The sequence below is a fragment of the Paenibacillus sp. KS-LC4 genome, from assembly GCF_036894955.1.
In the GTDB taxonomy this organism is placed as follows: Bacteria; Bacillota; Bacilli; order Paenibacillales; family Paenibacillaceae; genus Pristimantibacillus.
Map to the genome: position 1 here is coordinate 6,037,894 of NZ_CP145905.1, position 19,673 is coordinate 6,057,566.

Below are 19,673 nucleotides of genomic sequence, written 5' to 3' on the forward strand. Positions count from 1 at the left end.
TAATCTTATTTACTGGATTCAATATCCCAAATCCCCGACTGTCCAAACCATTCATCAGCAAAAAAACGTTAGTGTGGGAAAACATCCGGTTCCACCCCAACGATTGGCTGCTTATCATGAGATTGTGCACTGCTCGGCGGGCTGTTAAAATACGACCCGGAATGTCGTACCCTCCTCACTGGATTCAATCTCGATATTGGCGTCATGATGCTCCGCAATGCTGCGGCACACGGCAAGTCCAAGCCCGCTTCCTGTCTCCTTTGTCGTATAAAAAGGGGTGAAAATCGCCTCAATATGCTCCTTCGGAATGCCATGACCCTGATCAGACACTTCCAGTATGACATTGCCTTGATTCATTCTCGTCCGAATCGTCAGCTCGCCGCCGCTCTCCATCGCTTCGATTGCATTGCGCGTCAAATTCAGCAGCAGCTGGCGGATTTCCTTCTCCTCCACGGTAACGGGCTCTGTGGCATGCAGATCAAGCACGATTAAAATGTTAGAGTAGGCCGCATCCGCTTCCAGCAGCGGAAGGATATTCGAAACGAGAACATCCAGCTGCTTCTGTTCTTTTTGCACAAAACGGGTATTCGCCAGTGATAAATATTCTGAAATAATGCCGTTAGCGCGATCCAGCTCGCTAATCATTAAATTTAACGTATCGCGGTAAGAGGCGAGCGTCGTATTTTTCTGCATCAGCTGTAAAAAGCCTTTGATCGTCGTCATCGGATTGCGTACCTCATGGGCGATGCTTGCCGCCATAGAGCTGAGCAAATTCAGCTTGTCCATTAGCAGAAGATGCTTTTTGGCTTTGCGCAGCTCTGTAATATCAATGGCAAAGGCGAGAAAATAACGCTTGCTCTTCAGCTCAAGCACTTCGCCCGATATGACGCCATAGCCCGTCTCCCCAGACTGCCGCATAAAGGGAAGCTCAATGTTTTCCAACAACCCCTGATCTGGAATCGCTTGCATAATACTATTAACAAAATGGGAATAATATCCTCGCCGCATCGTCTGCGAGAACTTCTGATTCATCTCTATAATCGTCGCTGTTTCCAAATCTATTAGAAAATTCATCGTCGCATTCGTATGGAATGCGCTCGTAAATTTCAGGTTCGAAAGCTCCAAATGCTCCTGTGCTCGGCGGTATTCCGTTACATTTCGCCAGCTGCAGGCGAAGCCGTCACCCATTTTATAATAGAGCACATCATAGCTTTCTTCATCGGTCAGCCACTTATTGTACACTCGTTCCTGCCGCAAAACAGGCTTGCCGCTGCTCGTCACCTGCTTCAGCACTTCTCTGATCTCCTCTGTAAAATCAGGAAAAAGCTGCGACCACAGCCGGCCCACAGCTTCATCTTTCGAATAATTCATCATGCGGCAAAAGGTATCATTCATATACTCCGACCGAAAATCAATAATGTCTCCGCATTCGTCCCTGACCGTCTTATAATAGCTGAAGCCATCCAGCAAATTGTCGAGGCAGGAACGGTACCATAGCTCCTGTGCTGCGAGGTGCTGTTCGAAGCTCTTCTGATGATGCACATCACGCCCTATGACATAAAAGTACATATTAATCTGATCCAGAGAGACATTCCATTGCAGCCATTTATAAGAGCCGTCTAAGCAGCGGAATCGGTTTAAGTACCCGCTAAGCTCTCCCTCCTGTATTAATTGCGGAATTAAAGCCTCCATTGCTGCTATATCGTCGTGATGCATATACGTATAAAAATCTTTCATACTATCTAATGAGACAGGATAGCCCAGCATCTTCTGCAAACCACTGTTATAGTGCACAACGCGGCCGTTGCAGTCCATGACTACAAGCATGTCAAAAGATAGCTCAAATAAATTTTTGAAGTGATCCACCACCGCAATCTCCTTTTCGCAACAAACTGTTTTCCTGCCTGGCAGGCAACTAGCGCACACGCTTCAACCCGATATTTAGCGATTATTGTTATATTATAGCTTATTTTCACCCGCTATGAGTTCCTTTATTTAGGCGAACCAAACACCCCTGTTCTACTATCAGAACAGGGGTGTTTATGAACTGTATCGTTATTCTACTTTAAATTCGCCAGCCGCTTGTGCAAGCTCATTGCTTAAGCTTTCGATCGTTTCAACCATCTCCGCAAGGCTCTGTACCATTGCCGATTGCTCCTGTACCGTTGCTGTTACTTCCTCTACAGAAGCGGATACCTGCTCGCCGGAAGCCGACAAGCTTTGCGCTGCGCCAAGAACGCCGTCTTTATCCTGCTCTATCGCTTTAAGCTGGACGGCAATCGTCTTGACCTGCTCAATAATTTCACGAATGTTATCGGTAATATAACCGAAGGTTTGCTGTGTCTGCTGCACACTGCTGTTATGCTGCTCCGAAATGGACTCTATCGCCTTCACACTGTGGTCGCTTCTCTCTACATATTCAATCGTCTGCGCGACAATTTGATTAATATCCTGGGATTGCAGCGACGTCTGCTCCGCCAGCTTGCGAATTTCCGAAGCAACGACCGCAAAGCCGCGCCCCTGCTCTCCTGCTCTTGCCGCTTCAATGGAGGCATTCAGTGCCAGCAACTGCGTCTGATTGGCAATTTCAGATATCGCCCCCGTAATTTGGCGAATGCCCGCTGAGCTTTCCGCCAGCTGCGCGGTTACCTCAGAAATGTTGCGCACCTCCAGCTCGCTGCGATGATTGATTTCCACCAAAGCTTCAATTACCTCATAATTCGCTTTGAATACTTGTGCTACGGAATCTGCTTTCGTTCTAATTTCCTGCGACTTGCTGCTTACATCAGCAATTTTATCCCCGACCTCCATGAACTTATCGACGATTGATTCCGTATCGTTAGCCTGCGATTCCATCGCTTTGGCGATTTCCTGAGTCGTAGTCGACGTCTCGGCGATTGAAAGATTCGTCCTTTGGGACGTCTCTTCAAGCTCTGACATGCTGTTTTGCAAGACGGCAATCGAGCCGTTCATGCTCGTAATAAGCTGCTTGTTGCGTGAGACCATGACATCAAAGCTATCAGCGAGAACCTTGAACTCCCCACTGTACTTTCCAGTGGCCACTACGGTCAAATCGCCTGAGGCCAGCTTCTTGAATAAGGTTGTCAAGCGGCCGACTGGCTTCGTAATCAATAGGGAGATTCCGATACCGACGGCAATGGAAATGACAATGGCAACAAGCAATACGATGAGCATCTGCTTCATCATATCATTCAATGGCTTATTCACGTCGCTGGAGGCATCCTCAATAAGGATGGACCAATCAGCAATCGGCGTTTTGGAGTAGAAGGCGACCTTATCTGGGAACAATAGCTCATTTTTCACCATTTCCTTGCTTGGGGGCAGCTCCAGCACTGCCTTATAATCCTCGGTTTCGAGTACTGTGCCGACGAGCGCTTCATCTCCCGAATGATAAAGGATCATACCAACGCGGTCTAAAATAATGACTTTGCCCTCGTCATTAATTTTTACATTTTGCAATTTATTGACGAAGAAATCCGTAACGAGCGTAATCGCAACAACACCTTGAACGGCACCCTGCTCGTCCCTAACAGGAGCGGCAAGCACGGTAACCAAGTTACCCGTGGATTTGGACACCAGCGCATCGCTCACTACCGCATTTCCCTTAATCGCCTGCTGAAAATAATTGCGATCAGAGCGGCTATTATTCAATGTTGCTTCGCTGCTGCTGGCGACAATCAAGCCATTTTTGTCCATAACCAAAATCGTTTCCGTGCCCTGCATGCCTTGAATACTCGTTGTTAATTGTTCATTCACGCTCGTTAGAGCGGTATTATCCGCTGTGAAAAACTGCTCCTCGGTCATCGAGCCGCTATTGTGCAAACTCACAATATCCAAGATGGGAGCCTGTACCGACAGCAGAAATACGGATTGCTGCGCTAGCTCAATCGACGAATACAGCCCTTCTCCGATACGATCAGAGGTAGCACGAATTTCATCCTTGCTCTTATCCATTGTAATTGTCGCTGCGATGCGATAGCTTAAAATGCCCGTTGCCGCAAGCACGATACATACAAGCATGCAGATCATGACGGGCAGCTTAACCCGAAATGACAGATTAGTTAAAAATTTTAATGGACTAGATGCTTTCATCTCGTCACTCTCCTCTAGCTTAAAAGTTAACCCTTGTCCCTAGCTATATCGGTTAACTTAAGAAGGATAGTAAGCGAAAAAGCCAATATTTAAAACACTTATTGTAGAATAGCCCTGCCAATTCATGACAAAAAGCACAGGGGATGCTTCCGTCCCTGTGCTCGCTTGCTTACATCGAGGAGCCGAATTGAATCCACGCTTGCTGGATTTCGGTAATCGTCTGCTCCTTCGTTTTGCCGCCGCTAATGTAGCTCTGCATCAGCTCGCCGAATTTTTGATGGAACGTGTCGAGGGAGTAGTTGACCGACAGATCACCAGATTTCTCCGTCTTCAAAATCTCCTCCATCTGCTTCGGCATATCGAGATCCGGCAGCGCTGCATCTTTAATCGGCGGAATGACCTTCGCGACCTCCGAGAACCATTTTTTACCGTAATCGGACGTATACAGCCAGTTGAAAAATGCAATCGTTTCCGCCGCGACAGCGGAATCCTTGTTAATGCGCAGCGCCTGATCGGCTCCCGTTACAAGCAGCGCCTGCTCCGGCTTATCGCTGACCGGGTAACCTGCAATTCCAATCTCAATATCAGGCGTAATTTTCTTGATCGCTTCCTCGTCCCATGCGCCCTTGCCCGTCATGAAGGCCGCTTTGCCTGAAGCAAAGTCACTTACCTCAGCGTTGCTGTCACGCTCCAGCGGCTTGTCTGTTCCGTGCTTTACGGTCAAATCAATAAATTGAAAGAAATTGTCGCTTAGCATAGGATGGTCTTTAAAGGTCGTTTCACCCGCTATGAACTGACCTACCAGCTCCTTAGGCGTAGTACCCGCATCTGCTGCGGCAGCATTGACGAAGTTTTGGAAAATATGCTTCCATACCCACCACTCCTTGTAGGCGTTGGCAAATGGCGTAATACCCTTCGCTTCCAGCTTGGCCACCGCATCCTCAAGCTCCGCCGTCGTCTTCGGAGCGGCAGCGATGCCTGCGTCCGCAAGCAGCTTTTTATTATAAATCATCATCATCAAATTGCCCTTGACCGGAAGCCCCAGCACCTTGCCTTCACTCGATGTCATATTGACGCGAACCGCATCCGTCATAGCTGCCGCAAGCGGCTCATTCGTCAAGTCGGCGCTGTATTCGGCGAAGGTGTCAATGTCGCCGCCTGCCGTCGTCTGGAATACATCCGGCGTGCTTCCAGCCGCGATTTTCGACTTCAGCACCGTATTGTAATCGGCTTGCATAATTTCCAGGTTGATCGTGACGTTCGGCTTTACTTTTTTGTATTCGGCAATGTAAGCATTAAACGCATCGGTATATTCGGGAGAAGCGGTGAACATGTTGATCGTAACCGGTTTTGTCTCATTCGCAGCTCCGCCAGCGTCTGCTGTGCTGGTTGCTCCCGGCGTATTGCCACTGTTGCTTGTGGTGCTGCCATTGCCGCTGCCGCAAGCAGCGAGCATGACCGAAGCCAGGACGATACTGGTGGACATGGACATGATTTTTTTGAACATGATAGGGCCCCCATTTCTTTTCGCTTGGAATACAAGTCTTCGCTGCTTATTCTAAAGAAAAGGATAGGAGATAAACATGCAGATAAGTGGTGTATTAAGGGTAAAAAAGTGATGTATGGCTGTCTGCTCCCCTAATCATTCCCCTTGCTGCTCCGATATTCCGAAGGTGATAGGCCGTAATAATTGCGGAACGCCTTGCTGAAATAGTTGTTGTCCTTGTAGCCGAGCAGTTCGGAAATATCCTGAATTTTGAGTGCCGAATCGTCCAGCAGCTCCCGCGCTTTATCCATCCGAACCTTCTGCACATATTCATGAATGCCGCAGCCAAACTGCTGCTTGAACAGCTTCATTAAATACTCGCGGCTGAGAAAATATTTATCGGTATACAGCGAGATTTTAATATCCTCAAAATAATAACGGTCGATATGCGCTTTAATATCGGCAATATCGAACGGCTTCTGCACCGCCTGCGCTGCCCTGAGCTGCTCATGGTAGAAGCCTAGCAGCCGCTGAAGCAGGGCGGCGAACTGCTCGAAGGTGGCAAAATCGAGTGAAAGCCCCCTGCTGCGCAAGCTTTCCTCGCTGCCGTCCGGCAGCCGCTCCTGCGGCACGCCAAGGGCAAGCGACAGGTCGCCAAGCAGCACGATGCCCTCGCGAATGATGCGATCAGCCTCGCCCAGGCTCAGCCTGTCCGCCTCCTGCCAGCTGCGGGTCAGCTCGCTGATGATGCTGCTCGCCTGCTGAAGGTTGTCGCCCGCCAGCGCTTGGCGGATGACCGCCATTCGCCCTGGCAGCGACAGCCCCTCCTTCGGCAGCCGCTTCTCTGCGCCAGCGGCTGACACCTCCGGCGCGCGGCTTTCGCCTTCGTCCGTATAGCCGCCGCGGCCCACCGCTCTTCCGCTGCTTGACGCCCGCTCGCCACTGACGCTAACGCTGGCATCACTGCGGCTGCGGCTGACGCTGCCACGGTGATCAGCCGCGGCTCTAACGGCTGCTGCTTCATTCATCCGCAGCAGGTCCATCTCACCCAGCGCTGTGCGCGCTTCTTCGAAGGAGGCGGCCATGTCCAGCGCCTCCATAACCGGGCCGCCGATGCCTGCGGCGACCCGAATGCCGAATAGCCGCTGAAGCGTCGCGGCTATTGCATTCACCTGATGCAGCGCCCGATAGGCTGCATCGGCTGCACCCCCGCCATTCATCGTCAGAATGGCGAACAGCTCGCGCTCCTGCTTCGGATTCGCGAAGCTGAACGCATGAAAGTGCGCGCCCGCCACCTCATTGACGACGTTGCTGACGGCGAAATGCAGCAGTTCCGTATCGCCGTGGAAGCGGCTGCGCCTGATCTGGTCGAGATTGAGAATGCGCAGCAGCACAACAACGAAGCGATTGGCCTTGTCGTCCGCGCCAATGAGCGGCAGAAACGCTTCATTCGCCTGCTGCTTAAAGCTGCGCTCGAGAATAGACAAATACATTTTCTCCTTGAGCCCTGGCAGCGACAGGTTAAGCGTAATATTTTGCGCGATAAAATCACTCTCCTGCCTGCGCTTCGCCTCCAGCACATCCATCGCCTTGCGCAGCGCCTGATTCAGCTCTGCCCGGTTTACCGGCTTGAGCAAATAATCGACGACTTTGGAGCGAATCGCCTGCCGCGTATATTCAAAGTCATTGTAGCCGCTGACGACAATGGTCAGCAGCCCCGGGTACTGCTGCTCCACGGTTTGCAGCAGCTCCGCCCCATTCAGGCCAGGCATCTTCATATCGACGATAGCCAGATCCACTTTATGCTCCGCAAGCATACGCAGTCCACTTAAACCATCTGCCGCCTCCAGCAGCTGCGCTACGCCAAGCCCCTCCCAGTCGCCAAGCAGCCGTATCGCTTCGCGCAGCGGCTCTTCATCATCTATGATCAGCACCGTATAATTCATAAACCGTTCCCTCCTCGCCGGGGCAGCCGCATCGCCAGCTCCGTCCCCGCTTGATCGCTCTTAATAAGCAGCTCAGCCTCTTCCCCATACAGCAGCTTAAGCCTCGTGTAAAGGTTGACGAGTCCAATGTTGTCGCTTTCCCGCTGGCCCCAATCGCGCCGCAGCGAAGCCGCCACCTGCTCCAGCCTGCCTTGCGTAAAGCCCGGCCCGTCATCCTGAACAGCGATCAGAGCTGTTCCGTCCTCATGAAGCGACGCCTTAATGCCAATAGTGACGGGGCTTGTTACCTTCTCCAGCCCATGCTTAATCGCGTTCTCGACCAGCGTCTGCACCGAAAGCTTCGGAATCTCAAGCTCCATCAGCGCTTCCTCCCATTCATAGACGACCTGCAATCTAGCGCCGAACCGCGCCGTTTGCAGCCCCATATAACGCTCAATATGCTTCAGCTCCTCGCGTGCAAACACAATATCCTTCCCGCTAATGCAATAGCGGAACGTCAGCGCCAGCGCATCAATCATATCCGCGACATCATACGTTTGATGCTTGAGCGCTTTCGTGGAGATCGCTTGCAGCGCATTATACAGAAAATGCGGATTGATCTCCGCCTCCAGCGCCTTTAAAATCGCATGGTTTTCCGCCAGCTTCATCTTGTAGCGCTCATTAATCAGCTCATTCGTCCGCCTGACCATCAGGTTGAAATGGCGCGATAAATAAGCAATTTCATCGCGGCCCTTCACCTCGGCCTCCGCATCAAAGCTGCCTGCGCTGAAGCGGCTCATTTGGCGGGATAATTTCTTGAGCGGCTTTGTGATAGCGCTCGACATCAAGCTGACGAGCACGACGGCGAGCAGCAAAAACAGCAAGCCAATGGCATAGTTCAGGTTGCGCGTCTTCGTCGCAGCCTCGTAAATTTGCGAATAAGGAATCGGCTTAATCAGCTTCCAGCCGCTTTTCTCCGCCACGTTGTAAATAATTAAATATTTCTGCTCCCCCGTCACCCAAGTAAATGGCTCACTGGAGGCCCTAGCCTGTCCGGCCATCCCCTCTCCTCCACCTAGCGTTTGCAGCACACCTGCGTCCCGCAGCTCCGTGTAGAACGCTTCATCATCCAGCTCAAAAGGCTCATTATCCGGGCTGACATACAGCAAATGCTGGCCTTCGCTAAACGGTATATCCTTCACAATTTCGTCCTTGACTGAAGCGTTGTAATAAAAGGAAAGCACCGCCTGCGGCTTGCGCGTCTTAATCGAACGCATAACCCGGTGATACGCCATAAAGCTGGCCTGCTGAATTTCGGCAGAATAGCCGAAATCCGCCTCCGCACCTGGCCCCGACAGCGACTGATACGCTTGATTACTCGGGTCAGCCATCGCCTTGGCATACCAAGGCTGCTCTGCAATGACGGCGTTCGTTCCCGTCCGCACCGTTATATTGTAATTTTCTCTCGTTATCGCGTAATACTTCTGCTTCTCGACGACATACAAGTAGATAGCCTCCAAGTCGTTGCGGGAATAAAACAAATTGCGCAAATAATTTTCAACATACATTTTGGAGGAATAGTCCTCTGACTCGTGCATAATGGCATAGGTAATTTCATCGTAGCCGATTTGCGGCAAGGAAATTTGCTCGATGCCCTTTAAATAATCCTCTAAATTGCGGCCAACGAGCAGCAGGTTATTTGTCGTACTGTTGATGCTGTTGCCGACCGCTTCCTTCTCAAGCATCTGGTAGGAGATAAAATTAAGCGAAGCCACAACGAGCACAATGACGCCCGTAAACAGTAAAATCAGCTTATTGACCAGCCTTCTGGCAACCAGCTCCCGCCAATAAGAAAGCAGCCCCCATACCTTGCCCGCAATCGCTTTCATCATCGTTTCACGCTCCGCATACAGTTCACCTTTTTACCCCTAACTGTTTTCTATAATCCATTTAGACGGGCATCCGTCTGCTCTATAATACACATTAAAGCTAGTTTGGAAAATGCTTTTTCCAGCGTAAGCGGCTGGCGCCATCCTCTGGCTGCGAGTCTCGCAAGCGTGGATGAAATAGAAGAATTGGGGTGCATCATATGTTCAAAGCATTAGGTAAAAAGTGGGGCGAAAAGCTGGAATTCACCTTGTTCAGCCTGCCTGTACTGATTTGTATTGCCATTGCCTTTTATATTCCTTTTGCCATGACCATCCGTTATTCCTTGACCAAATGGAACGGTATTTCCAAGCATCCAAAATTTATTGGGCTCGATAACTTCAAGCAAATTTTTCTGAATGATGCGAATTTCACCAGCTCGGCGTGGTTTACGATTAAATACGCGGTGCTCTACATCGTGCTTGTCAATGTGCTGGCGATTGGGCTTGCGGTGCTGCTCGACATGAAGCTTCGCACGACGACTTGGCTGCGCGCCGCCTTCTTTATTCCGTACATTCTGAGCCTCGTCATCGTCGGCTTTATCTGGAAGTTTATTTTCATGCAGGGCTTTGAATCACTGGGAGAAAGTACGGGCTGGGGGATTTTTGACTTAAGCTGGCTCGGTACGCCAGGGCTTGCCTTTGTTTCGATCCTGCTCGTGTCGATTTGGCAATCCATTGGCTTCTACCTCGTTATTTATATCGCCGGGCTGCAATCGGTACCGGGAGATTTGAAGGAGGCCGCAACAGTAGACGGAGCAGGGCCGCTTCGCACCTTTTTCAACATTACGCTGCCCCTGCTCGCCCCTTCCATTACGATTGCCGTCTTCATGGCGCTGACGAATTCAATCAAGGTGTTCGATGTGATTTTGTCGCTGACGGGCGGCGGGCCGGGCGGCTCGACCTACAGCATCGCCTATGACATTTACCGCGATACGTTCCAGAACAATCTGTATGGCTATGGTACGGCGAAGGCACTCATTTTGTTCGTTGCCGTGCTGTTCGTTACAATCATTCAATTAACGCTGTTCAAGCGCCGGGAGGTAGAAGCCTAATGAGACAAAATCGCCCAGTCGGACGCTATGTGCTGGAAGCCTTCATGCTTCTGCTCTCGCTGCTGTTTCTATACCCGCTGTTTCTAGCCATAAACAATTCGTTCAAAAGCTTTGGAGAGGTGATGAGCGATGTCATTGCGCTGCCAGAGAAAATTATTTTTGAAAACTATGCTTATGTGTGGCAGTTTATTAATTATCCGAAGCTGTTCATGAACAATCTGGTCATTACCGTTGTAGGTCTTGCGGGCATTATTCTCGTCTCCTCTATCGCAGCCTATAAGCTGGCGCGTACAAAAACACGGATGAGCGGACTCATCTATTTACTCTGCATTATGCCGATGCTCATTCCATTCCAGTCGATTATGCTGACGGTGCTTCAATTCGCCAAACAGCTGCATTTGTCGGAGAGCACCTGGGGACTTGGCGTGCTGTATTGGGGCTTTGGCGCCCCACTTGCTGTCTTTATCTATCATGGCTTCGTGAAAGGCATTCCGCAGGAAATCGACGAAAGCGCGACGATGGATGGCGCATCTGGCTTTCGGCTGTTTTTCCTCGTTATATTCCCGCTGCTGCAATCGGTCACGACGACCATCATTATTATTGATGTGATGTGGATTTGGAATGACTTCCTGCTGCCGCTGCTTATGGTGAACGGCTCGCCGGATACGAAGACGCTGACGCTGGCGGCGTACACGTTCGTCGGCCAATATACATCCGACTGGCAATATGCAATGACCGCTATGGTCATGGCCGTGCTGCCTTCGATTATCGTCTTTATTTTTCTGCAAAAATACATCGTTAAAGGCGTCGTTGCCGGCGCGGTGAAAGGGTAACAACATGCATAGCCGTTCCTATATTTCAAGCAAGGAAAAGGTCTATCCCTTCATAAGGATAGGCTTTTTCCTTATTTTACGGTTTAGTGGTTTAGTTTGTTTAGTAGTTTAGTTTTGTCTTCTGAACGCAATCATGTTAAAATGCTGGAACACTGCGCGGTATGAAAGCGCTATACTTCATACCTGCTTCCAAGCATTCAGGAAAGGATGAGCCCATTGCGACGCTGGAGAAACGCACGTTATCAGACTAAGCTGCTCATTTTATTTTTTCTGCTCAGCTGTATTCCCGCTTTCATTATAGGAGCTGTCGGCTCAACGAAGTCTTCGAGTACGTTGGAGGCACAGACAACGCAGGACTTGAAGGTCATACTGGCGCAGTTCAACGCTTCGATTGAACGGCAAATTAGCGACTTTGACCGTTTCAGCATGCTGCCTTATTTTATGCCGGAGGTGTTTGCCTTTCTGAACAAGCCTGCAATCTCGCCTGAACAGTGGGGCACGGAGGAAATTAACGCCCAGAAAACGATGGCACGGCTGATGAGCGCATATCCCTCCATTAATTCCTCCATTAAAGGCTTGATGGTTTACGGCATGAACGGATCGATTAATGGCTACCGCATAGATGGGGACAGCCCCCTTAATGGAGCCTATGACGCCAAGGATGAGGACTGGTATAAAGAGGTGATGGCGGGTAAGGGCCATTTCACCGTGACCGGCATTCAGAACATTCAGCAGTTTAAAAGCAATTCTTTCGAAGCCATCATTGGAGCTCGGCTGTTGATGGACGAGGACTACAAGCCGCTGGCCGTCACGGCGATGTTCATCTCCCCGCGCTTTATCTCGAATCTTGTACGTTCGTTAGAGCTGCCTAATGCGCAAGTAACCGTCGTAGATAGAGACGGCAATTTAATTTATGCCTCGAATCGGATGCTTGCAGCCGAGCTTCAGAAGCACACAAGCCAAAATAAGCAGCAGGACGAATGGGAAATTTCCATCGACGAGCAAGCTGGAAGCAAAACCTTTAGCGGCGTTTCCTTGAAAAGCAATTATTTGGAATGGCAAATTTATATGGGTGTGGATAAGGATGCCATGCTGCAAAGCAGCCGCTCCATTCAGAGCTTCACTCTCTTCATTATTATTTTTGTTGCTGTACTGGCGGCCGTTGCCTCCCTCCTAATCGCGCGAGGGTTTTCCCAGCCTATCTCCAGGCTTATAAGCTCCATGCGCAAAGTAGAAAAAGGGCAGTTTTTCACGCCCGAGGCGCATGGTCGCTCCGATGAAATCGGGCAGTTGGAAAGCAGCTATGGCCGAATGGTTATTCGGCTGGAGGAGCTCATTCAATCCATCGAGGAGAAGGAGCGACAAAAGCGGCATGCCGAGCTATACGCGCTGCGGGCGCGTATTCAGCCCCATTTTTTATACAATACGCTCAACTCTATTCGCATGCTGGCCGTTCTCCAGCAATCCGGGCAAATCGCCAAGCTGATTCAATCGCTGAATAAGCTGCTCCATGCGAATATGAAGCTCGACAGCGAGCTCGTTACGTTTGAGGAGGAAATTCGGCTGCTGCGCGACTATGCGACGTTAATGGATTTACGCTATACGAATGTATTTGAAATGGAGTGGCTTATTCCGCCCGAGCTGAATCAGGCAGCCATCCCGCCCATGCTGCTCCAGCCACTGCTGGAAAATGCGATTTTTCACGGGGCCAAGGGGCTGGAGAGAAAGCTGCATATTACGCTCGCAGCCCGCCTTGATTCAAAGGATAGCCGCCTGCTGGTCATTGAGCTGCGGGATGATGGGAGCGGGTTCGACAGCCATGCCTTAGAGCTGCTGAAGCGGCCGCAAAGCGATACTGGAGCGCAAAATATTGGACTGCGCAATGTGCAGGATCGCATTCGGCTGCGTTTTGGCGAGGAATATGGCTTATTCTTTGAGCGTACGGACACCCAGACGATTGTAACGGTCAGAATGCCCTATCGGATATTGGAGAAGGAGGAGATTGCGGATGTGGAATTTGCTCGTCGTTGAAGATGAATCCATTGCAAGACTGGGCTTGCGCTATATGGTGGATTGGGAAAAATACGGCGTCCATTGGCAAGCCGAAGCCTCGAATGGGGAAGAAGCGCTGCTGGCGATGGAGACCGCGCAGCCTATCCATATTATCCTTTCGGATATTCGCATGCCCGGCATGGACGGTCTCGCTTTTGCCAAGAAGGCGCTGGAGCGTTACCCGGACGTGCAAATTATTTTCATCAGCAGCTACGATAATTTCAACTATGCCAAGGAGGCCCTTCGCCTCGGCGCCGTCGACTATTTGCACAAGCCTACGATGGATGAGGAGGAGATTGGCGCTTCCCTGCTGAAAGCTGCGGCGAAGCTTGCCCAGACCACAGCTCCCCAGCCCGCCTATACGGAGGAGGAGAAAAATCAATATTTGCTGTCGTTGCTCGATGAGTATACGTTTCCTGAACAACCGCTGCTGGCGGAGCTTGAATCAGCCGCCTATGAGACAGGCTTTCGGCTTACCGTCTTCCGTAAACGCGATGATGCCGCAGCCATGCAGGATACCGGGCATTTTCGCTTTCGCTCCATTCAGCATCTCATTGCCGAATTTGTCATGAAAGAATGGGGCGGGCTCGTCTTCCATCGTAATTACCGCGAGGTAATATGGCTTTGTCCGCAGGCTGCGCACTTAAACGGTGCTATTCCCGCTCAAGGACATGGCGAACAAGGCGATGCCCACAAAGACGACAAAAAATGCCCCGCCGAATTAAACAAGCTGCTTGAGATGGTGCGGCAGAAAACGCTGGAGCTGCTGAATGTAGCGATCATCTGCTCGGTCAGCTCGCGCTACAGCACCCTTCAGGAGCTGCCGAAGGCTTATATGGAGACGCTGCTGCAGCTGCCTTTAAACGAACAAAGCGATAATTTTATCGTTCGAAAATCGAAGGCGTTTATCGACCAGCATTTACTGGAGGACTTGACGCTCGTAAAAGTAGCAACGGCCATTCATGTCAGCCCAAGCTATTTAAGCCGTATTTTTCAAAAAGAGATTGGGGAAAGCTTCAGCGATTATGTCATTCGCCACAAAATCGAGCATGCGCAGCAGCTTCTGCGCACGACAAGCTGCAAAGTATATGAAATTTCCGCTGCTATCGGTTATATGAACCCGCATTATTTTAGCAAGCTGTTCAAGGAGCGTACTGGCGTTTCTCCATTGGAATACCGCAACCAATAAGCTGCTTATTCTAGAGCTCCCTGCCTCTTCCCTCCAAGAAGAATACAGGGGGCTCTTTTTTTCGTTACATGCGGCTCTGTATCTGTCCCTAACGAAGCGCAAGGTCATAAAAGGATAGGAAAAAGCATCATTCGTCTACTTATAACCGCTTATTGGCAAATCTAGCACAAGCAACGAGTCATATTAATGCACAAAAGAATACTTTGGACCGCTACGAATGGGCAGCCGCATCCTATAAAATGAAGCCATTCCCTAATACGATGTATTTTTATGATCAGAGAAGGAGGAACAGCATGACTCTCATAAGGACAGAGCCTTTCGAGACAGAGCAGTGGAATCGCTTTGAGCTTCGCATAGAAGGGCCGCAGGAAGGAAATCCCTATAAGGAAATTGCGCTGAGCGCTCAATTCCAATTCGGGCATAGAAGCATTCAGGTTGACGGCTTCTATGATGGCGATGGACAATACGTCATTCGCTTCATGCCGGACTGTATAGGCTCATGGTCCTTCACGACGAGCAGCAGCACGGCGCAGCTGGATGGCTTGACAGGAACGCTTATCTGCACCGCTCCCACGTCAGCCGATAATCATGGGCCTGTGAAAGTGGATCAAATGTATCATTTCAGCTATGCCGATGGCACGCCCTTCTATCCGGTTGGAACGACCGCTTATGTATGGAACCATCAGGGGGAGCAGCTTGAACAGCAAACGCTGCGCTCGCTGAGCCAAGCGCCGTTCAATAAAATTAGAATGTGCGTATTCCCGAAGCATTATGATTATAACGCGAGCGAGCCTGAACATTTTGCTTTTGCAGGCTCCTTGCAGGAGGGCTTTGATTGGGAGACTTTTAATCCCGATTTCTGGCGCCGTCTGGAATCCCAGCTGGAGCAATTGCAGGCTCTAGGCATTGAAGCGGATTTGATTTTGTTCCATCCCTATGACCGCTGGGGCTTCTCGCGCATGTCCGCTGAATCCGACGATTATTATTTGCGCTATGCAATAGCGCGGCTCGCCTCCTTCCGCAACATATGGTGGTCGCTTGCCAATGAATACGACCTCATGTTCGAGAAGAAGATGACGGATTGGGATCGGTTTTTCCGCATCCTTCAGGAGCATGATCCTTATCAGCATCTTCGCTCCATTCATAACTGGCACAATCCAGAAATCCACTATAGAAGCAATCTGCACTGGTATGACCATGGCAAGCCTTGGGTCACACATGCCAGCATTCAGCATGCCGACTTGAATTTTGTAACAGAATGGCGCGAGCTTTACCGCAAGCCGATTGTCATTGATGAATGCCGCTATGAAGGCAATCTGAATCACGGCTGGGGCAATATTACCGCGGAGCGCATGGTCGAATGCTTCTGGGAAGGGATGGCCCAAGGCGGCTATGTCACTCATGGCGAGACGTATGTCCACGCAGACGATATTATTTGGTGGTCGCATGGAGGAGAGCTGCATGGACGCAGCGCGGAGCGCATTGCATTTCTGCGCCGGATGATGGAGGAAGGGCCACGACTCGATACGAGCCGCATTAATTTCAAATGGGATGCTTTTGCCGGATGCGTGGAAGGCGAATATTATTTGATTTATTTGGGCACCAGCCGCCCTGCGTTCCGCAGCTTAACGCTCCCGGAAGGCGCAGCATTCCGCATTGATTTAATTGATACTTGGGAGATGTCCATATCGCCGCTAGAGGGAGAATTTACGGGAGAATGCAGCGTTCCGCTGCCCGGCATTCCTTATCAAGCGCTGCGTATCCGCAAAATTTAACTACGATTTAATCAATCATTTGAGGGGGATTCACATGACAAAAAGATGGCAAGCTCTTGTTAGTTTACTCATCATCGCGCTTATTGCAGCTGGCTGCTCTTCCAGCAACGGCACAAATTCAGAGGCTGGCAGCACTAACGGTACAAGCAGCACTGGCAGTGCAAAGAAAACCATCGTATCGGTATGGGCTTTGCCGGAGCATACGTGGATGGATGGCGCCGCCGCCGATTTTAACGCGGCTAACTCTGACATTCAAATCGAGGTTAGCAAATATGCTGTAGATCCACTGAAGGAGGCGCTAAAGGTAGCGGCCAATTCAGGTACGCTGCCTAACATGTGGTTTACATGGGGCGGCTCTCTAGGCTCCTTTTATGCCGAAAATGGACTTACAGCCGACCTGACTCAAATTTCCAAGGATCACAATTGGTCCACTCTTTACAATCAAGCAGCTATTGATATGGGAACCTATAACGGTAAAGTTTCCGGTATCCCGTATCACTTAAACGCCGTCGATACCTGGTACTCCAAAGTAGCCTATGACAAGGTCAAGCTTACCGCTCCCCCTACCACCTTTGAGGAGTTTGAAGCACATCTGCAGACGCTAAAGGATGGCGGCATTACACCGCTTTCGCTTGGCGGGAAAAATGGCTGGCATGTGATGCGTTTAACGGAGCAACTGCTAGAGCATTTTGCAGGACCCGAGCTGCATGACAAGCTGAACAGCCTGACGGCCTCTTGGAATGATCCGGCTGTTGTTCAAACGTTCGCAAAGCTCAAGGAATATAACGATAAAGGCTATTTCCCTAAAGGCTACGTCGCTCTTGATCCAACGGAAGCCGTCAATCTCTTCTATCCGGGCACTACGGCAATAGACTTTGAAGGAACATGGCTGGATGGCAATATTGCTACAGCCGGGTTTAACGTCAATGACTTTGATGTGTTCAAGTTCCCTACCAGCCGTTCATCGGTATTTGCCGAAATGTTCCAAGTCAGCGCTGACCTTGATCAAGCGACGCTTGCGGCCACCATTAAAGTAGGTGAATATTTGACTAGCGCTGAAGTGGTCAATAAATACATTGACACTTATGGCGCACCCGCTGCTCTTAATGTCAACTATTCGGACAATACGCCTCACCTGAAGCCGCTGCTCGATATGGCCTCAAAGGGCAGCTTCCTCATTACCGACCAAGCGCTTCCGCAAGAGGTTGCCCAGAAGCTATTTGAGGCACAGGACAAGGTTGCGCTTAATGAATGGACGCCTGAGCAGGCTGCTGAAGGCATTGAGAAGGCCGCTGCTGACTATAAGGCTAAAAATAAAAAGGACTAGGCTGCATCAATAAAGCGCTGCAAGGTGAAACGGCTGTCGCCGTCCTTTTGGCGGCGCAGTGCGTTTCACTACGAGAAATATAAGCCCAATGATAAGTGCAAAACTTATAAATGCTTATATTTTAAATGAAACAAGCGATGGAGCGCGGCGGCTTGCCCGCTCCATCTTGATTCGCAAGGAGGAATGAAGCTTGAAAATCGGCGTATTTAAGCCTTGGCTGTTTGTATTTCCCGCTCTTTTCATTTATACAGTCGTTATCTTTATCCCGACGCTCTACACCCTGTATCTCAGCTTCTTTAACTGGAATGGCGTTGCGAAGGAGAAAACCTTTGTCGGCTTAAGCAATTACACCGATCTGCTGCTGCACGACTCCGTCTTTCCAAGAGCGGTCGCCAACAATCTGTTGTGGACGCTCGGCTCTCTGACGATCATTATGGGCTTGGGCCTGATGCTGGCGATTTTATTGAATCAGAAGCTGAAGGGCCGCATCGTGTTTCGGGGCATTTTTTATTTCCCATACGTATTGTCCGGGGTCATCGTTGCAACGATTTGGACCTGGATGTACAACCCCACGCAAGGTTTCTTCAATAAAGTGTTTGAGCTAATTGGACTGGGCAGTTGGGCGCAGGCTTGGCTGGCGGAGCCTAAATTTGCCCTCTATGCCGTGTTTGTGGCTGCGGTGTGGAATGGCGTTGGTCAACCGATGGTGCTGTTTCTTGCCGGACTGCAGACGATTCCACAAGACCCTTATGAAGCGGCAACGATTGACGGCGCCAAGCCGTGGCAAATGTTCTGCTTTATTACCGTTCCTCTGCTGCGGGAAACGTTCGTTATTGTCGTTGCCATCACTATGGTAGCCGCCATGAAGGTATACGATTTAATTTACGCGATGACAGCCGGAGGCCCCGCGGAAAGCACCCATGTGCTCGCTTCCTGGATGTATATCCAGACGTTCAAATTCGCCAACATTGGTATAGGCTCAGCGATTTCCATGTTCTTGGTTTTCATTACGCTGGTCATCATTATCCCTTATGTTTATTACACAACTAAAAAATCGCATTTGTAATATGGAGGAAGGATGGTGTCCATCCGATGGAACAGCGCGTTCATCCCGTCAGTAAGGCACTGAAATATGCATTAATCATTGTATTAGCAGCTATTTTTCTGCTGCCGGTTTTGTTTATTACCTTTACAGCGCTGAAGTCGAGCAACGACCTGCTGACACGCCCTTTCTATATGTTCCCCGCGAAGCTGCAATGGCATAATTTCGCGCAGGCTTGGGAGCAAGGACGCATGAGCATGTATATGAAAAATACAGCGTTTATCGCCCTAATAAAGGTTCCTCTTGGCATTCTGATTGAAGCGCTGGCCGCCTTCGCTCTGACGCGAATGGCATTTAAGGGAAGCAACTGGGTCTTCACCTTGTTTCTCATCGGCATGATGGTTCCGATACAGGCTACGCTCGTTCCGCTCAATATGATTCTTAACAAGCTCGGACTTGTTAACACGTATCCTGGCATTATTTTTATTTATTTGGGCTTTGGCATCCCGTTCGGCATTTTGATTTTGCGCGGATTTTTCCGCACCATTCCCAAGGAGATTGACGAGGCTGCGCTGATTGACGGCTGCGGAGTCATGGGGAAATTTTTCAAAATTATTATTCCATTATCAATGCCCGCTATTGCCACGCTGTTTATCTTTGACTTTATGGCGACATGGAATGAATTTCTGCTGGCCCAGATTTTCATTACACAGGATTCAATGCGTACCATCACGACAGGACTGCTGGCGTTCCGAGGGCAATATTCGGCCAATTACCCGCTGATGAACGCGGGAGTGCTCCTTTCGGTTGTGCCCGTGCTCATCGTCTATGTCGCATTTCAGAAATACTTCGTATCCGGCCTCGCTGGCTCCGTGAAGGGCTAGGCCGGAAAAGAAACCGTCTCCTCGGCATAGGGCAGCTTCACGCTGTCCTTTTTGCCGAGAAACGGTT

Annotated in this window: 13 protein-coding genes; 8 read left to right on the forward strand and 5 right to left on the reverse strand. The window is 50.2% G+C overall.

The features are described 5' to 3' along the window. Positions 1-144: 144 nt before the first annotated feature. The 5 genes from V5J77_RS25600 to V5J77_RS25620 all read right to left on the reverse strand — a co-directional run bounded on the left by V5J77_RS25600 (position 145) and on the right by V5J77_RS25620 (position 9,416). Complete coding sequence (locus V5J77_RS25600; RefSeq protein ID WP_338553605.1) at positions 145-1,866, reverse strand: PAS domain S-box protein; 1,722 nt, start codon at positions 1,864-1,866, stop codon at positions 145-147. Between the two features lie 189 nt (positions 1,867-2,055). Next, on the reverse strand, positions 2,056-4,113 hold the full coding sequence (locus V5J77_RS25605) for a methyl-accepting chemotaxis protein (protein WP_338553606.1): 2,058 nt from the start codon (positions 4,111-4,113) through the stop codon (positions 2,056-2,058). A 169-nt stretch (positions 4,114-4,282) separates the two neighbouring features. Beyond that, complete coding sequence (locus V5J77_RS25610) at positions 4,283-5,620, reverse strand: sugar ABC transporter substrate-binding protein (protein ID WP_338553607.1); 1,338 nt, start codon at positions 5,618-5,620, stop codon at positions 4,283-4,285. Positions 5,621-5,751: 131 nt separating this feature from the next. Beyond that, positions 5,752-7,545 (reverse strand): response regulator, encoded by a 1,794-nt coding sequence (locus tag V5J77_RS25615; protein WP_338553608.1) that lies wholly within the window; start codon positions 7,543-7,545, stop codon positions 5,752-5,754. Beyond that, positions 7,542-9,416 (reverse strand): histidine kinase, encoded by a 1,875-nt coding sequence (locus V5J77_RS25620; RefSeq protein ID WP_338553609.1) that lies wholly within the window; start codon positions 9,414-9,416, stop codon positions 7,542-7,544. Before V5J77_RS25620 ends, V5J77_RS25615 begins: the two co-directional genes overlap by 4 nt. Before the next feature lie 197 nt (positions 9,417-9,613). On the opposite strand from V5J77_RS25620, the gene V5J77_RS25625 reads away from it, so the two are divergent. The 8 genes from V5J77_RS25625 to V5J77_RS25660 all read left to right on the forward strand — a co-directional run bounded on the left by V5J77_RS25625 (position 9,614) and on the right by V5J77_RS25660 (position 19,606). Continuing rightward, positions 9,614-10,504 carry a sugar ABC transporter permease gene (locus V5J77_RS25625; RefSeq protein WP_338553610.1) on the forward strand — a complete coding sequence of 297 codons (891 nt, stop codon included), beginning with the start codon at positions 9,614-9,616 and terminating at the stop codon, positions 10,502-10,504. Further along, a complete protein-coding gene (locus tag V5J77_RS25630) occupies positions 10,504-11,337 on the forward strand; it encodes a carbohydrate ABC transporter permease (RefSeq protein WP_338553611.1) in 834 nt (277 codons plus the stop codon). Before V5J77_RS25625 ends, V5J77_RS25630 begins: the two co-directional genes overlap by 1 nt. Before the next feature lie 216 nt (positions 11,338-11,553). Next, entirely contained in the window at positions 11,554-13,368 is a 1,815-nt protein-coding gene (locus V5J77_RS25635; RefSeq protein ID WP_338553612.1) for a sensor histidine kinase, read from the forward strand. Further along, positions 13,346-14,578, forward strand: a complete 1,233-nt coding sequence (locus V5J77_RS25640) for a helix-turn-helix domain-containing protein (RefSeq protein WP_338553613.1) — start codon at positions 13,346-13,348, stop codon at positions 14,576-14,578. Before V5J77_RS25635 ends, V5J77_RS25640 begins: the two co-directional genes overlap by 23 nt. A gap of 293 nt (positions 14,579-14,871) precedes the next feature. Beyond that, positions 14,872-16,353, forward strand: coding sequence for a DUF5605 domain-containing protein (locus V5J77_RS25645; protein WP_338553614.1), 1,482 nt, complete (start codon positions 14,872-14,874; stop codon positions 16,351-16,353). A gap of 34 nt (positions 16,354-16,387) precedes the next feature. Then, positions 16,388-17,680, forward strand: a complete 1,293-nt coding sequence (locus V5J77_RS25650) for an extracellular solute-binding protein (RefSeq protein WP_338553615.1) — start codon at positions 16,388-16,390, stop codon at positions 17,678-17,680. Between the two features lie 190 nt (positions 17,681-17,870). Then, entirely contained in the window at positions 17,871-18,746 is an 876-nt protein-coding gene (locus V5J77_RS25655) for a sugar ABC transporter permease (RefSeq protein ID WP_338553616.1), read from the forward strand. Between the two features lie 26 nt (positions 18,747-18,772). After that, a complete protein-coding gene (locus tag V5J77_RS25660; protein ID WP_338553617.1) occupies positions 18,773-19,606 on the forward strand; it encodes a carbohydrate ABC transporter permease in 834 nt (277 codons plus the stop codon). Positions 19,607-19,673 lie beyond the last annotated feature (67 nt).

Excerpts from the sequence above, each read along its gene's own strand:
- V5J77_RS25605 (WP_338553606.1), bottom strand. The coding sequence starts at position 4,113 with ATGAAAGCATCTAGTCCATTAAAATTTTTAACTAATCTGTCATTTCGG.
- V5J77_RS25610 (WP_338553607.1), bottom strand. The coding sequence starts at position 5,620 with ATGTTCAAAAAAATCATGTCCATGTCCACCAGTATCGTCCTGGCTTCG.
- V5J77_RS25615 (WP_338553608.1), bottom strand. The coding sequence starts at position 7,545 with ATGAATTATACGGTGCTGATCATAGATGATGAAGAGCCGCTGCGCGAA.
- V5J77_RS25620 (WP_338553609.1), bottom strand. The coding sequence starts at position 9,416 with ATGATGAAAGCGATTGCGGGCAAGGTATGGGGGCTGCTTTCTTATTGG.
- V5J77_RS25625 (WP_338553610.1), top strand. The coding sequence starts at position 9,614 with ATGTTCAAAGCATTAGGTAAAAAGTGGGGCGAAAAGCTGGAATTCACC.
- V5J77_RS25630 (WP_338553611.1), top strand. The coding sequence starts at position 10,504 with ATGAGACAAAATCGCCCAGTCGGACGCTATGTGCTGGAAGCCTTCATG.
- V5J77_RS25640 (WP_338553613.1), top strand. The coding sequence starts at position 13,346 with ATGTGGAATTTGCTCGTCGTTGAAGATGAATCCATTGCAAGACTGGGC.
- V5J77_RS25645 (WP_338553614.1), top strand. The coding sequence starts at position 14,872 with ATGACTCTCATAAGGACAGAGCCTTTCGAGACAGAGCAGTGGAATCGC.
- V5J77_RS25650 (WP_338553615.1), top strand. The coding sequence starts at position 16,388 with ATGACAAAAAGATGGCAAGCTCTTGTTAGTTTACTCATCATCGCGCTT.
- V5J77_RS25660 (WP_338553617.1), top strand. The coding sequence starts at position 18,773 with ATGGAACAGCGCGTTCATCCCGTCAGTAAGGCACTGAAATATGCATTA.